Annotated in this window: 9 protein-coding genes; 5 read left to right on the top strand and 4 right to left on the bottom strand. The window is 72.4% G+C overall.

Translation table 11 applies throughout. The annotated features are described in order from the left end of the window. Window positions 1–287 precede the first annotated feature (287 nt). The gene (locus ACJA3G_RS13465; protein WP_406553186.1) at window positions 288–2,144 is read right to left on the bottom strand and encodes a phosphoenolpyruvate carboxykinase (GTP); all 1,857 of its coding nucleotides are present in this window, start codon (window positions 2,142–2,144) and stop codon (window positions 288–290) included. 269 nt (window positions 2,145–2,413) lie between these two features. Between ACJA3G_RS13465 and trhA the strand changes: the two genes are divergently transcribed. Genes trhA through ACJA3G_RS13450 form a run of 3 tightly spaced genes read left to right on the top strand, consistent with a single transcriptional unit; the run spans window position 2,414 to window position 5,373 of the window. Then, entirely contained in the window at window positions 2,414–3,094 is a 681-nt protein-coding gene (gene trhA, locus ACJA3G_RS13460) for a PAQR family membrane homeostasis protein TrhA (RefSeq protein ID WP_406553185.1), read from the top strand. A gap of 58 nt (window positions 3,095–3,152) precedes the next feature. Then, on the top strand, window positions 3,153–4,724 hold the full coding sequence (locus ACJA3G_RS13455; RefSeq protein ID WP_406553184.1) for an MFS transporter: 1,572 nt from the start codon (window positions 3,153–3,155) through the stop codon (window positions 4,722–4,724). A gap of 10 nt (window positions 4,725–4,734) precedes the next feature. After that, complete coding sequence (locus ACJA3G_RS13450) at window positions 4,735–5,373, top strand: TetR/AcrR family transcriptional regulator (protein ID WP_406553183.1); 639 nt, start codon at window positions 4,735–4,737, stop codon at window positions 5,371–5,373. A 62-nt stretch (window positions 5,374–5,435) separates the two neighbouring features. Here the strand turns inward: ACJA3G_RS13450 and ACJA3G_RS13445 are convergent, their stop codons facing one another. Both ACJA3G_RS13445 and ACJA3G_RS13440 read right to left on the bottom strand, forming a co-directional pair. Further along, window positions 5,436–6,152 carry a hypothetical protein gene (locus ACJA3G_RS13445; RefSeq protein ID WP_406553182.1) on the bottom strand — a complete coding sequence of 239 codons (717 nt, stop codon included), beginning with the start codon at window positions 6,150–6,152 and terminating at the stop codon, window positions 5,436–5,438. 40 nt (window positions 6,153–6,192) lie between these two features. Then, window positions 6,193–8,565 carry a glycoside hydrolase domain-containing protein gene (locus ACJA3G_RS13440; protein ID WP_406553181.1) on the bottom strand — a complete coding sequence of 791 codons (2,373 nt, stop codon included), beginning with the start codon at window positions 8,563–8,565 and terminating at the stop codon, window positions 6,193–6,195. 330 nt (window positions 8,566–8,895) lie between these two features. Between ACJA3G_RS13440 and ACJA3G_RS13435 the strand changes: the two genes are divergently transcribed. Further along, complete coding sequence (locus ACJA3G_RS13435; protein WP_406553180.1) at window positions 8,896–9,285, top strand: hypothetical protein; 390 nt, start codon at window positions 8,896–8,898, stop codon at window positions 9,283–9,285. Window positions 9,286–9,352: 67 nt separating this feature from the next. On the opposite strand, the gene ACJA3G_RS13430 is transcribed toward ACJA3G_RS13435, so the two are convergent. Continuing rightward, entirely contained in the window at window positions 9,353–11,356 is a 2,004-nt protein-coding gene (locus tag ACJA3G_RS13430; RefSeq protein WP_406553179.1) for a thioredoxin domain-containing protein, read from the bottom strand. A 134-nt stretch (window positions 11,357–11,490) separates the two neighbouring features. Between ACJA3G_RS13430 and ACJA3G_RS13425 the strand changes: the two genes are divergently transcribed. After that, window positions 11,491–14,744, top strand: a 3,254-nt coding sequence (locus ACJA3G_RS13425) for a tetratricopeptide repeat protein (RefSeq protein ID WP_406553178.1), incomplete at its 3' end; no start/stop codon positions are given.

The raw sequence follows: 14,744 nt of genomic DNA, 5'->3' as shown, positions 1-14,744 counted from the left end.
GTACGGCCCCACCCGCAGCGGATCACTCACCGGTGTGCGCACCCTCGCGCCCCCCTCACTCGGCCCAACGCGCTCCGGGACCGAGTGTCCCGCTAACACCCGTCCGCGGCAGCCGCCCCGGCGAAAAACCACCCGGGGAGGACTTCGGGCGCCACCGTCCGGAAAAGCGGCCGGCCCCCGGAGCCGTGAGGGGGCTCCGGGGGCCGATCATGTCGTGGCGGACCGTCGTGACCCCACTGGTCAGGGCGGTGTTCGGGGCAGCCCGCCACGAGTCTCGGGCGGGCGGGTCAGCCCAGACGGGCGACCAGCGCGCGGTACTCGTCCCACAGCTCCTTGGGCGTGTGGTCGCCGAAGGTGTTGAGGTGCTCGGGGATCAGCGCCGCCTCCTCGCGCCAGACCTCGGTGTCGACCTTGAGGAGGAACTCCAGGTCGTCCTCGGCCAGGTCGAGGCCGGCGGTGTCCAGGGACTCCTTCGTCGGCAGGACGCCGATCGGGGTCTCGACACCCTCGGCCCTGCCCTCCAGGCGCTCCACGATCCACTTCAGGACGCGGCTGTTCTCGCCGAAGCCGGGCCACACGAACTTGCCGGCGTCGTTCTTGCGGAACCAGTTCACGTAGTAGATCTTGGGGAGCTTGGCGGCATCCCCCTTCGCCACGGCGTCGGCGCCGACCTTGACCCAGTGGGCCATGTAGTCGCCCATGTTGTAGCCGCAGAACGGCAGCATCGCGAACGGGTCGCGGCGCAGCTCACCGACCTTGCCCTCGGCGGCGGCGGTCTTCTCGGAGGCGACGTTGGCGCCGAGGAAGACGCCGTGGTTCCAGTCGAAGGACTCGGTCACCAGCGGGACGGCGGAGGCGCGACGGCCGCCGAAGAGGATCGCGGAGATCGGGACGCCCTTGGGGTCCTCCCACTCGGGGGCGATCGTCGGGCACTGGCCGGCCGGGACGGTGAAACGGGCGTTCGGGTGGGCGGCCGGGGTCTCGGAGTCCGGCGTCCAGGCGTTGCCCTTCCAGTCCGTCAGACGCGCGGGCGCCTCCTCGGTCATGCCCTCCCACCACACGTCGCCGTCCTCGGTGAGCGCGACGTTGGTGAAGACGGAGTTGCCCCACAGGGTCTTCATCGCGTTGGCGTTGGTGTGCTCACCGGTGCCCGGGGCGACGCCGAAGAACCCGGCCTCGGGGTTGATCGCGTACAGCCGGCCGTCCTCGCCGAACCGCATCCACGCGATGTCGTCGCCGATGGTCTCGACGGTCCAGCCGGAGATCGTGGGCTCCAGCATGGCGAGGTTGGTCTTGCCGCAGGCGGACGGGAAGGCCGCGGCGACGTACTTGGACTCGCCCTGCGGCGGGGTGAGCTTGAGGATGAGCATGTGCTCGGCGAGCCAGCCCTCGTCGCGCGCCATGACGGAGGCGATGCGCAGCGCGTAGCACTTCTTGCCGAGGAGCGCGTTGCCGCCGTAGCCCGAGCCGTAGGACCAGATCTCGCGGGTCTCGGGGAAGTGCGAGATGTACTTGGTGGAGTTGCAGGGCCACGGCACGTCGGCCTCGCCCTCGGCCAGCGGCGCGCCGAGCGTGTGGACGGCCCGGACGAAGAAGCCGTCGGTGCCGAGCTCGTCGAGGACCGGCTGCCCCATGCGGGTCATGGTGCGCATGGAGACGGCGACGTAGGCGGAGTCGGTGATCTCGACGCCGATGGCGGAGAGGTCCGAGCCGAGCGGGCCCATGCAGAAGGGCACGACGTACATCGTGCGACCGCGCATCGAACCCCGGAAGATCCCCTTCTCGCCCGCGAAGCTGTTTCCTTCTCCGGTAAAGATGGCCTTCATCTCCGCCGGGGCCTTCCAGTGGTTGGTCGGCCCCGCGTCCTCCTCCTTCTCGGAGCAGATGAAGGTGCGGTCCTCGACCCGGGCGACATCGGTCGGGTCGGACGCGGCGTAGTAGGAGTTCGGGCGCTTGATCGGGTCGAGCTTCTTGAACGTCCCCCTGGCGACGAGCTCCTCGCACAGCCGCTCGTACTCGGCCTCGGAGCCGTCGCACCAGACCACCCGGTCCGGCTGGGTGATGGCCGCGATCTCGTCTACCCAGGAGATCAGTTCCTGGTGGTTGGTCGGGACGGAAAGGGGAGCCGCGATGTCGCGCGCCACGATCGCTCCTTGTAGAGGGTTCGGTGATTCCCTTGTGAGGGTCTCTTCGTTCGTTGCCCCGTGGGGGCTGCGACCCGGACGCTTCGGTGTTACCTGGCGCTCATCCGGTGCCGACCGCACTCATCTGATCATCCGTGCCGCTCGCCCATATGTCCAGAGGCACTCTCACGTGAGCATCGCCACTCGACACCAGATGTTCACCTCCGGGCACGGGGCGGGCATACGGTTACCGGCCGCCCCCATCCGTAACCTACGGAGGCGTAGGTAGCATGCGGGACATGACTGATCAGGTGACGGCGCTCTCGCCGACCGGGCCCCTGAAGCCCAGACTGCGCGGCTGGCTGCACGCCGGAATGTTCCCGGCGGCGGTGGTCTCCGGCCTCGCGCTCACCGCGCTCGCCCACTCCACCCGCGGGCGTGTCGCCTGCGGGATCTACGCCCTGACCGCCTGTCTGCTCTTCGGCGTCAGCGCCCTGTACCACCGGGGCGAATGGGGGCCACGCGGCGAGGCGGTGCTGCGCCGGCTGGACCACGCCAACATCTTCCTGATCATCGCGGGCACCTACACCCCGCTCACCCTGCTGCTCCTGCCGGACTCCACCGGGCGCGTCCTGCTCTGGGCGGTGTGGGCGGCGGCGCTCGCCGGCATAGCCTTCCGCGTCTTCTGGGTCGGCGCCCCGCGCTGGCTCTACACGCCCTGCTACATAGCGATGGGCTGGGCGGCGGTCTTCTTCCTGCCCGACTTCCTGCACACCGGCGGCGTCGCGGTGCTCGTCCTGGTCGTCGTCGGCGGACTGCTCTACAGCGCGGGCGGGGTGATCTACGGCCTCAAGCGCCCCAACCCCTCGCCGCGCTGGTTCGGTTTCCACGAGGTCTTCCACTCCCTGACGCTGGCCGCGTTCGTCGTCCACTACGTCGGCATCTCGCTGGTCGCCTACCGGCACGCTTGACCGTGACCACCTTTTGAGAGTTACTGTCACTTGACAGTAACTCTTACGGAGGTGTGCCATGACTGCCATGACGCCGAGGTCCGGTCCCGATCCACGGCGCTGGTGGGCGCTGGGGGCGATGGTCGCGAGCATGCTCGTGCTCGGCTTCGACATGACGATCCTCAACGTCGCGCTGCCGACCATGGCCCAGCAGCTCGGCGCCACCACCGGCCAGCAGCAGTGGATGGCCGACGCCTACGTCGTCGTCTTCGCCGCGCTCATGCTCCCGGCCGGACTGCTCGGCGACCGCTTCGGCCGCCGCCGGATGCTGATAGCCGGACTCGGCGTCTTCCTCGCCGGTTCCCTCATCGGCGCGCTGACCGGCAGCGTCGACGCGGTCATCGCGGCCCGCGCGGTCATGGGGATAGGCGCGGCCCTCGTGATGCCGCTCGCCCTGGCCGTACTGCCCTCGCTCTTCCCCGCCGAGGAGCGCACCAAGGCCGTCTCCATCGTCACCGCCTCCTCCGCCCTCGGTCTGCCCCTCGGCCCGATCATCGGCGGCTTCCTGCTCAACCACTTCTGGTGGGGCTCGGTCTTCCTGATCAACGTGCCGATGGTCGCGATCGGCATCGCCGCCTGCGCCTTCCTGCTCCCCGAGACCAGCGACCCGGCCGCGCCGCGGGTCGACGCCCTCTCCACCGCGCTCACCGCCGCGGGCCTGGGCTCGCTGATCTACGGCATCATCGAGGCGCCGACCCGCGGCTGGGGCGACCCGCTGGTCCTCACCACGCTCGCCGCGGGCGCGGTACTGCTCGCGGCCCTGGTGGTACGGGAGCGGCGGGTGCCGCGGCCGATGCTCGACATGGCGCTCCTCGCCCACCGGCCGTTCCTGCTGAACACGCTGGCCGCGACGCTGGTGATGTTCATCCTCGCGGGGCTGATGTTCGTCCTGCCCCAGTACCTCCAGGCGGTGCTCGGCAACGACGCCTTCGGCACCGGGCTGCGGATGCTGCCGCTGATGGGCGGTCTGATGGTCGCGGCCAAGGCCGGCGAGCCGCTGGTGCGGAGGTGCGGGGCGCGCGGCACGATCGGCGCGGGCCTGGTGGTGCTCGCCCTGGCGGCCTTCCTCGGCAGCCGCACCACGGTGGAGAGCGGCTACGGCTTCACCGCGCTGTGGCTGACGCTCACCGGGCTCGGCTTCGGCTTCGCCATGGTCCCCGCGATGACGGCGGCCCTGGCCACCCTGCCGCCCGACCGCGCGGGCAGCGGGTCCGGACTGCTGATGACCGTACGCCAGGTGGGCAGCGCGATCGGGATCGCGCTGCTGGGCTCGCTGCTCGCGGGCGTGTTCACCGACCGGCTCGACACGGCCGGGGTGCCGGGGCCGCTCGCGGACCGGGCGGGCGACTCGGTGGTGGCCGCGCACCTGGTGGCGGCGCGTCTGGGCGACGCCCGGCTCGCCGCGTCGGCCGACTCCGCGTACGTCCACGGCATGTCCACGGTGCTGCTGGTGTGCGGGATGGCGGCCCTGGTCACGGCGCTGCTCGCGGTGGCGCTGCTGCCGGGGCGCGAGCCGCCGCGCCCGGTGGTGCCGGACCCGCCGAAGGCGCCGGTGGGGGCCTCGGACGCCGGGGACGCCGTGGATGCCTGAGAATGTCGACATGGCCGCCACCTCTCGCACCCGTTCCCTCGACTCCGTCGCCGAGGACATGCAGCCGCAGCTCGGGCTGCGCGAACGCAAGAAGCTCAAGACCCGCGTCGCGATCCGGCGCGCCACCTACCGGCTGATCGCCGAGCAGGGGTACGACGCGACGACGGTCGAGCAGATCGCCGAGGCGGCCGAGGTCTCGCCGTCCACGGTGTTCCGCTACTTCCCCACCAAGGAGGACATCGTCCTCACGGACGAGTACGACCCGGTCATGGTCGCCGAGCTGCGGGCCCGCCCCGCGGACGAAGCGCCCCTGGACTCCCTGCGCCACGTCGTGGTCAAGGCGACCCGGCTCGCCCTGGAGACCGACCGCGAGGAGATGATCCAGCGCACGGGTCTGCTGGTCCGGGTGCCCGCGCTGCGGTCCCGCCTGATGCAGTCGATCGCGCTCACCAGCCGGCTGCTGAACGGGGTACTGGCGGAGCGGACCGGCCGCGCGGAGGACGACCTGGAGGTGCGGGCGTTCTCGATGGCGGCGCTGGGGACGATCTACGAGGCGACCGTGTACTGGGCCGAACGCGACCACAGGGACGACCTGGTGGAGCTGGTGCAGCGCTCCCTGAACACGATCGGGAACGGGCTGCGGGGCTGAGCCGTCGCCCGTGGGGGGAGAGCCCGGAAGGGGCCCGGGGCGGAGCCCCGGACCCCCGACGGTCAGCGCTGGCGCGCGGCCAGGGCCTTCGCCGCCTTCAGACGTCCCGGCGCGAGGGCGTCGATGGCGCCCGCACCCTCACCGGGCCTCAGCTCCCAACTCCGCAGCTTCGCGGCCACCCGGCGCAGCCCCGAGTCACCGGGACGGACGTCGATCTGGAAGTGCGACTCCTTGGGGACCGGCTCGTCGCCGCCCCACTTCACCACGCCCTCCAGGTCCGCCAGGATGTCGCGGACGACCACCAGCTCGTGCGGGAAGAAGCCGTCGCGCGAGCGCACCGGATACAGCAGCGGCCGGATCGCGACCGCCGTCCCCGAGAGATGGTTGCTCTCGTACGGCGCCGCCCCCGCCCGAGCGGTGGTGTGGCCGACGACCTCGCCCGCGCCCAGCGTGTGCAGCTCGTAGTGGTAGCGGCGCACCACGTGGGTGAGCACGGTGGCCACGTCGCCGTCCAGCGCCGTGAAGCCGAGCCCGCCCGCGCCCTCGACCCGGTGCGACGGCGCCGAGGTTACGACGGGCCAGCCGTTGGCGGAGGTTCGGCCCCGCCACTCTGTCGCGGCCGGGGCCGCCGGGACCGCGGGGACGGCCGGGGGCGTGGCCGCGCGGGCCGTCCCCGCGGTCCCGCCCGCGACCAGCGCCGCGCCACCGGCGACACCCGCGCCGGCCACCAGGAAGCGGCGGCGGTCGATGCGCGCCGACCGCGTCATGGCATCACTCATGGTTCGGTTCCTCATCACTCTCGTCACTCTCGTCCCGGACCTAGAGGCCCCTGGCGTTGGCTTCCTGGAGGGCGCGGTCGTGGAGCCCGTCCGCGAAGCCCCGGCAGAAGTCGGTGAGGGCGGAGTCGGGGAGGTCGCCCGGCATCGCGGCGCTCCCGCCCGCGATGTCCTTGATGAGCTGCTCGCGCCCGGCGGCGAGGACCGGGTCGATCTCCTTCAGCAGGACCGAGCGGGCCATGGTCACGGCGTAGTCGGTGCTGCCGCCGAACCGCTGCGCGAAGTAGTCCCGGAAGCGGGTCAGGACACCGGCGTCGCGCTCCCCCATGCCGTAGTGCTCACGGACGACACCGAGCAGGTTTCCGCCCTGCTCCACCCGGCGGGCGATCAGATAGCCGTCGGCGTCCTCGATCAGGTCGGTGAAGCCGAAGGTGGAGATCACACCGACCTTCGCGAACTTCGCCTTGCAGTAGTCGTATCCGGACGGATACGCCTTGACGTCGCGCCTCCACTCGCCGTAGAGCGTGACCAGGTCACCGCCCCATCCCGCGAAGTCGCCGGCGCCGACCGTCCTGACGTCGCCGTCCTTCTGCGGCCTGACGTAGTGGCCGTTGGCCGCCGCCAGCAGGTGCTCGGCCCCGATCATGGCCCCGGTGACCGGGTCCTTGAACTCCTGGAGCAGCGACGCGCCCTTGCCGTTCGCGAACTTGATGAAGTCGGGGTTGGGCCCGCCTATGAGCGCCCACCACTTCGCCCCGCCGTACGTCTTCTGGCGCCCGTACTCCATCACGAGCTGGTTCGGGTCACCCTTCTCGAACTGGAGCGCGAGCGGGTAGAGCTTGGTGATGTAGTCGACGAACACGGAGGCCGGGTCCGCGGTCGCGTGCACGGTGTTCTGGCCGGTGTCGCTGCCACTGCGGTGCGCGTCGTTGTCCAGGTCGAACGAGTCGGCGCCGGAGCCGAACCTGAACTCCTTGATCTGGTTGAACGCCCAGTTCGGCGGCAGCGGGAAGCCGAGGTTCCCGGAGAAGCCCCAGGACATGCCGGAGACGAAGGAGTAGCGGGCGTCGGTGTCCTTGCCGACCTGCGTGCACACGTTCCGCGAGCCGTAGACGCCGTGGACGTACCGGGCGCCGCGGTTGGCGAGCCCGGCCTGGACGCCCTTGAAGTAGGGCACGATGTTCGACGCGATCTCGTCCGCGGTGGCGTCGTAGTCGACCGCGAAGTAGATGACCGTACCGCGGTTGAAGCCGTAGCCCTCGGCGCAGGAGTGGGCGTTCAGCGCGTGCGCGAAGCCCTGCGCATAGGTGAAGTCCTGGAGGCGGCGGGCGTTGTCCTGGTAGATCGGGAAGACGCTCAGACCGGCGGCGAAGATGTCGGCCAGCTCGCCGTCCTTGATGTTCTTGTCGAGCGTGCTGCCCGGCGGATCGAACAGGTAGCGGCCGACATGGGTGTAGCCCGCCCTGAACAGGGCGTCGGCGCGCGGCCGGGTGATCCTGAAGCGGGTGTCGCAGGCGCCGGTGGGGCGGTCCGGGTCACCGGTGGAGACCAGCAGCTGGGCCCAGGTGCGGTAGTCGCCCCGGCCGTCACGGGTGTCCAGCTCGGAGAACCGCTGGAAGATCTTCACCCACTCGGTGAGCTTCGCGTCGAACGTGTCCCGGAACGTGGTGGCGACGTCCTCGTCGCCCTTGGCGTTGGGGATCGGCGAGTTGAACACGCACGCCGCCGAGAAGAGCTGCGCCCAGATCCCCGAGTCGCCCTCCTTGACGGTGTGGTTCTTCAGCCCCGCCTGGGTGCCGGGCCCGAACGCACCGGTGGCCTGCTCGTCGGGGATGCCCAGCTCGTACTGGATCGCCTTCATCAGCGACTTCTGCACATCGCGGGAGTACACGCCGTCGGCGGGCCCGACGAAGAACGACGAGCGGGTGAAGTAGCGCCCGTTGAGCCAGCGCTGGACCGCGCGGACCCGGTCGGTGCCGCCCAGGGGGGACGAGACGTAGGCGTCCATGCTGAGCAGCGCCTTGAAGACCTTGGGCGACACCAGGCCGTTGGTGGCGTCGATGCCCGCGTCGTCCTTCAGCGCCCGGACCGACCTCTCGGTGACGGCGGCGTACGCGCCCGTGCCGTCGCCACCCCAGTACCCCTTGCAGAACAGCGCGTGCTCGACGATCTTCTTGATGTTGACGTTCTGCTCGCTCGGGCCGATGTCGTCGCGTTTGGCCAGCGTCGCCAGCGTCCCCGGTCCGAAGCTCGCGACCAGCGGGGCCATACCCAGCTCGGCCTGGAGCGCCATCGTCAACGAGAACATCGTCGACCAGCCGGTGCGCCCGTCCTCGGGGCACCTCGCATAGCCGGGAACCGTGGCATAGGTGGCGTTGACCCACCTCTGGGCAGCAAGGACCTTCTCGTCCGCCATGTCTCTCTCTCCGGTGAGCGGGGCTCGGGACTCGGGGGTGCGTGAATCCTGCGAGCGGAGAGAGGTGTTCCGGCATGGCGGCGCCGCCGCCGGCACCCCTGCGGGCATGGCGGATCTACCGGTACTCCAGAGCTGTTTTCCCCCGCGTCACCTCGGCGTCGGTTTCCCCCGTCGACCGCCGATGATGTGGTGATCATATCGGACCGAGCGCCCGGTCACGGCTGCGCACGGGCACGCCCCGACGTGTCGTACGATCTCCCCCGCACGTGATCATTTGTGTTCGAACGGGCTTGACCGAGCTCGTTCGGGCTTCACCAGGGGGATCAACTCATGGGTATGGGCAGGAAGTTCACCATGGCCGCCGCCACCGGCGCGCTGGCGTTCGCGGGCGTCGCCGCCACCGGCGGGACCGCGTTCGCGGGCACCAACGGACAGCAGATCGTCATCCGCGACGAGACGCACCAGGTCGCGTCCATCAAGATCGACGGCCTGGACCAGCAGGGCCGCCCCGCCCACGCCTGCCTGGCCACGCCCGGCTACGAGACCCGCTTCGGCGGCTGGTGGTGGCGCGACTCCATGCACTTCAGCAAGTGGACCGACAGGACCTGCGGCCAGAGCGGTGGCCGGTGGCTCGGCTCGCAGGACGAGTGGGTCCCCGCCTGGATGGCGCCGGACCGGGGCGACTGGTACTACATCGGCATCTTCAAGAACGACAGCTGACCGGACGTCAGTCGCGCACCCACGGTTCCCCGCGCCCCGACCGGGCGCGGGGAACCGGCGCGCCCGCTCAGGACAGCGCCCTCGCCAGGTCGTCCGCGCTGGTCACCGGGGCCTCGCAGGTGAAGTGGCGGCACACGTACGCCGCCGGGCCCCCGTCGACCGGCGGGCGGTCCACCAGCAGCGGGAACTCCGCGCCGCCCGACTCGCCCACCGCCACCACCGCGCCCGGCGCCCGGCCCAGCAGCGCGGCCCGGTGCAGCTCACCCCCGGGCTCGCCCACCACGGCCACCTCGCGGGGACCGTCGAGCAGCGCCTCGGCGGTCGCCAGACCCCAGCCGATGAACCTCGGGGCGCGCGGCCCCAGCGCCTTCACCACGCCCAACGCGGCCTCGGCCGCCGCCCGGTGGGGAGTGGAGCCGGTGTGCGCGGCGTACGAGAGCAGCGCGCCCGCCGCCGCCGTCCAGCCCGACGGGGTGGCGCTGTCCGTGGGGTCCTGCGGGCGCCTGATCAGCTTCTCGGCGTCGTGCGCGGTGTCGTAGAGCACCCCGCCCCCGCCGGTGAACCGGTCCAGGACGAGGTCGAGCAGGAACCCGGCGAACTCCAGCCACGCTCCCTCCCCCGTCACACCCGCGAGCGTCAGGAAGCCCTCCGCCACATCGGCGTAGTCCTCCAGCACCCCGTCGTTCGAGCCCGCCCGGCCGTCCTTGGACGTACGCGACAGCCGCGCGCGGTCGTCCATGTGGACCCGCACCAGCAGGTCCGCCGCCTCGGTCGCCCGCTCGATCAGGTCCGGCCGGTCGAAGTACGCGCCGGTCTCCGCCAGCGCGGCGATCGCCAGACCGTTCCAGGCGGCGACGACCTTGTCGTCCCGGCCCGGACGCGGTCGCCGCTCGCGCGCCTCGAAGAGCCGCTCCCGTACGTCCGCCGCCACCGGGCCGCCGTCGGAGGGGAGTTGGAGGACCGAGGCCCCCTCCTCGAAGGTGCCCTCCTCGGTGACCCCGTAGTGCCGGGCCGCCGCCGCCCCGTCCTTCTCGCCCAGCACCTCGGCGAGCTGCGCGGGCGTCCACACGTAGAACGCGCCCTCGACGTGCCGGCCACTGCCGTCGTCGCTGTCGGCGTCCAGCGCCGAGGCGTAGCCGCCCTCGGCGGTACGCAGCTCGCGGACCATGAAGTCAGCCGTCTCCAGCGCCACCCGGCGCGCCAGCTCCGAACCGGTGGCCCGCCACAGATGCGCGTACACCCGGCACAGCAGCGCGTTGTCGTAAAGCATCTTCTCGAAGTGCGGCACCACCCACTCGCGGTCGACCGAGTAGCGCGCGAAGCCGCCGCCCAACTGGTCGTAGATGCCGCCGCGCGCCATCCGCTCGCAGGTGTCGGCGGCCATCTCCAGCGCGCCCTCCGCGCCCGTGCGCGCGTGGTGGCGCAGCAGGAACTCCAGCGTCATCGACGGCGGGAACTTGGGCGCGCCGCCGAAGCCGCCGTGCCGCTCGTCGTAGTCCCGCGTCAGCCCGAGCAGCGCGCCCGCCAGCTCCTCCTGGCCGGGCACCCCGGCGCCCCCGCCGTACACCAGCTCGCGCTCGGACAGGTCCCGTACGACCTTCGCGGCGACCTCGTCCACCTCCTCGCGCCGGTCCGCCCACGCGGCCCGCACCCCCTCCAGGACCTGCCGGAACGAGGGCATGCCGTGGCGCGGCTCGGGCGGGAAGTAGGTGCCGAAGTAGAACGGCTCCGCGCCGGGCGTCAAGAAGACCGTCATCGGCCAGCCACCCCGGCCGGTCGCCGCCTGCACCGCCTCCATGTAGACGGCGTCGACGTCCGGCCGCTCCTCGCGGTCGACCTTGACGTTGACGAAGTGCTCGTTCAGGTACGCGGCGGTGGGGGCGTCCTCGAACGACTCATGGGCCATCACATGGCACCAGTGGCAACTGCTGTACCCGACGCTGAGCAGCACCGGCACCCCGCGCTCGCGTGCCTCGGCGAACGCCTCGGGCGACCAGGGCCACCAGTCGACGGGGTTGTCGGCGTGCTGGAGCAGATACGGGGACGTCTCATGGGCCAGGCGGTTCGACATGGGCCCATCCTCCCCCACGGGTGGCGTGATCCGGCGGCTCCCTCGCGCCGACGCGCGGCACGCGGAACACTTGACACCACCGGCACACTCGACCGGGACTCATGTCGCACCGGACGCTCTCGGAGGGGGACCACATGCGGGACGGCCATCGGGCTGAGGCCGAACGGCTGTTGGCACGCGCGGTCGAGGAGGAGGTGCGCCGCTCCGGCGGACGTGCCGACGCCGACGCGCTGCTGACACGCGGCCGGGCGGCGCTGGACGCGCTGGCCGCGAGCGCCGAGGAGGAGTACACGGCGTACACCCGGGCGCTGGACGAGGCACAGGCCGGGCAGCCGACGCTCGGCGCCCTGTTCGCGCGCGAGAAGGCGGGCACGGCGTTCCTGGTGACCGCCGTCGCGGCCGTCGCCGCCGTCGTCGCGGACACGGCGCTGGGCACCGGCACGGGACCGGCGGTCGGCGCCGGGGCGGCCGTCGCCGTCGCCGGGGCCGCGACCACCGTCGTCCGGGTCACCGCCGCGCACTGGCCGGCCGCCCACCGGCGCGCGGGCGAGCTCGGCCGTCCGGGCGGCGCCGAGCAGCTGCGGCTCCAGTGGCTGACCGCCCTGGACGTACGGGGCATCCGCCCGTTCCTGGACCAGCAGCGCATGACGGTTCCGGCGGCCCGTACCGGCAAGAAGACGAGCACCTCCGTACCGACCCAGCTGCGCGGCACGGACAAGAGCGCGGCGGCCCGGCGGCGTTCGGTCCTGGAGCAGTCGTTCGGCCATCTGCCCCAGCCGCAGGGGCCGTTCTCGGGGCGGCGCGCGGAGCTGGCCCGCATCGCGCAGTGGGTGCACTCGGCGCGCGCGGCGACCGAGACCCGCCCCACGGTGGTGGTGCTGCACGGCCCGGCGGGCGTGGGCCGCACCACGCTGGCGGTACGGGCGGCCCATCAGCTGCGGGACCAGTTCCGGGGCGCCTGCCTGGTGGATCTGCGCGGCGGCGGCCAGGGCACCCAGGCCGCGCAGACCCCCCTGCCGACCCGTGACGCGCTGCTGCACCTGCTCAACCGGCTCGGCGCGCCCCGCGAGCAACTGCTGTTCCGAGATGGGGTCTCCCCTGCTCGAGCGGAGTCGAGAGCTCGGGGAAGGTCGTCGGCCGACCAGCAGGTGCGCCGGCTCGCCGAGCTCTACCACCAGCATCTGACCGGCCTTCCCGTCACCGTGGTCCTGGACGACGCCGTCGACGCCGAGCAGGTGCGCACCCTGGTGCCCGAGCGGTCCGACAGCCTGGTCCTGGTGACGGCCGCGCGGCCACTGGAGCTGCCCGAGGACTTCCCGGCGTGGGTGCACCAGCTGGCGGTGGAGCCGCTGGACGAGGCGGGCGCGCAGGAGCTCCTGCGCGAGTCGGCCCAGGAGGACGCCAAGGAGCCCTACGCCCTCAAGGACACCGAAGCCGCCACCGCCGTACGGGAGTTGTGCGGCGGCCTGCCGCTCGCGCTGCGCGTCGCGGGCTCCTCGCTGGGCTCGCGCGACGCCCGGACGCTGGCGGCGGACCTCGGGGCGTACGGCCCGGTGGCGCCCGTCGAGCGGGCCCTGTGGCTGCGCTACACCGACCAGGGCGAACAGTCGCGCCGGCTGCTGCGGCGCCTCGCCCTCGCCGGGCGGGCCTCGCTGGGCGCGGCAGCCGCGGCGGCGCTGCTGGCCACCGGTGAGGCGGAGGCGGGCCGTCTGCTGGCCGATCTGGCGCGGGCGGGCCTGATCGACCGGGTCCGCGCCGACCGCTACCGGCTGCACGACACCGTACGGGCGTTCGCGCGGGCCCGTCTGCTCGACGAGGAGGAGGCCACCGAGCGCACCGCCGCGCAGGAGCGGCTGATCCAGAACTACGCGGACCTCGCCGACGCGGTGATCCGTATGGTCGACGGCAAACTCTCCACCCGCGCCGGGCAGTTCGGCAGCCACGGCTTCACCTCGCTGGACGCGGCCCTGCGCTGGCTGGACGACGAGTCGAGCTTCATCACGGCCGCGCTGCGCGACGCGGAGGACATCAACCAGCAGGCCGTACTCAACCTGCTGGGCGCGCTCTGCGACTACTGCCTGCTGCGCGGCGACCTCTACCGGCTCGGCGAGATCAGCGAGCTGTCCCAGGCCGTCGACCAGGGCCTGCTGGAGCGCTCGGTACGGTGGCGCACCGGCATCGCGGCCCGTCAGCTCGGCGAGCTCGACACCGCCCGCACCACGCTGACCTCGGTGGTCGGCCTCTACCGGGAGGCGCAGAACGACGCGGGCGCGGCGCTCGCGCTCGCCTCGCTCGGCATCACCCTGCACCATCAGGGCAACCTCACCGAGGCGGCGGCCAAGCTGCGCGAGGCCATCGACCTCCAGGCCGCGCCCGAGCAGGACGAGGACCGGGCCTGGTCGCTGCACGCCCTGGCGGCCGTCGAGCGCGACCGCGCGAACCTCGCGGAAGCGCTGACCCTGCTGGACACCGCGCTGACCCTGCACCGCGAGGGCGAGTCACTGCACGGCGAGGCATGGACCCACTTCCAGCTGGGCCAGGTGTGTCTGCGGATGGGCGAGGTGGCGCCCGCGGAGGAGGCCCTGCGCACCGCGCTCGACCTGTACGGCCGCACCCGCGACGGCCGCGGCGAGGCCTGGGCCCTGACCCAGCTGGCCCGGGCCCGCCTGGTGGACGGCGACCCGTCCCCGGCCGTCGACGGGCTCCGCCAGGCCCTGTCGCGCCACCGCGAGCAGGAGGACGCGCGGGGCGAGGCGTGGACGCTGTACTACCTGGGCCAGGCCCTGGAGGAGCGCGGCGACCGCGACCAGGCGGTCCGCGAGCTGGAGCGGGCCCGGACGATGTTCTCGCGGATGCGGGACGTGTACGGGCTGGCCTGCGCCCGCCACCACTCGGGCCGGGTGACCCGCGACCAGCGCGCCGCGCAGACCGGCAACCTGCGCAACTCCGGCTTCGCCCGCCAGCTCCTGGTCGACGCCCGCGCCGACTTCCACCGCATCGGGGTGGCCCACGGCGAGGCCTGGACCTGTCTGGAGCTGGCCGTGATCGACGCGGGCAACAACCGCGCGCCCCAGGCGCTGCGGCTGTGCGACGAGGCGGTCGAGCTGTTCGACTCCTACGGGGACCGCCGGGGCGGCGACTGGGCCCGCTTCCTGCGCTGCACCCTGCTGCCGTACGCCTCGGCGGGCGGCTCCGAGATCGGGGTCGCGGTGGCCCAGGAGGAGCTGTCCCAGCTGATCCGCGCCCACCACCCGACCCGCGACAGCAAACTGGAGGACTGCGCGGAGGCGTACGCGCTGATGCTGGAGCGGGGCGTGGAGCTGGAGGACAACTGGCAGGCCTGGCACCTGGGCATGGTCCCGACCCGCCACTCCCGGGAGGTCATGGG

It is taken from the genome of Streptomyces sp. YS-3 (genome assembly GCF_045257485.1).
Classification (GTDB): Bacteria; Actinomycetota; Actinomycetes; order Streptomycetales; family Streptomycetaceae; genus Streptomyces.
This window is presented reverse-complemented; position numbering and strand designations above follow the sequence as displayed.

Bases quoted from the DNA above. Each gene is read 5' to 3' on its own strand.
- trhA (WP_406553185.1), top strand. From the start codon at position 2,414: ATGCGGGACATGACTGATCAGGTGACGGCGCTCTCGCCGACCGGGCCC.
- ACJA3G_RS13455 (WP_406553184.1), top strand. From the start codon at position 3,153: ATGACTGCCATGACGCCGAGGTCCGGTCCCGATCCACGGCGCTGGTGG.
- ACJA3G_RS13450 (WP_406553183.1), top strand. From the start codon at position 4,735: ATGGCCGCCACCTCTCGCACCCGTTCCCTCGACTCCGTCGCCGAGGAC.
- ACJA3G_RS13445 (WP_406553182.1), bottom strand. From the start codon at position 6,152: ATGAGTGATGCCATGACGCGGTCGGCGCGCATCGACCGCCGCCGCTTC.
- ACJA3G_RS13440 (WP_406553181.1), bottom strand. From the start codon at position 8,565: ATGGCGGACGAGAAGGTCCTTGCTGCCCAGAGGTGGGTCAACGCCACC.
- ACJA3G_RS13435 (WP_406553180.1), top strand. From the start codon at position 8,896: ATGGGTATGGGCAGGAAGTTCACCATGGCCGCCGCCACCGGCGCGCTG.
- ACJA3G_RS13430 (WP_406553179.1), bottom strand. From the start codon at position 11,356: ATGTCGAACCGCCTGGCCCATGAGACGTCCCCGTATCTGCTCCAGCAC.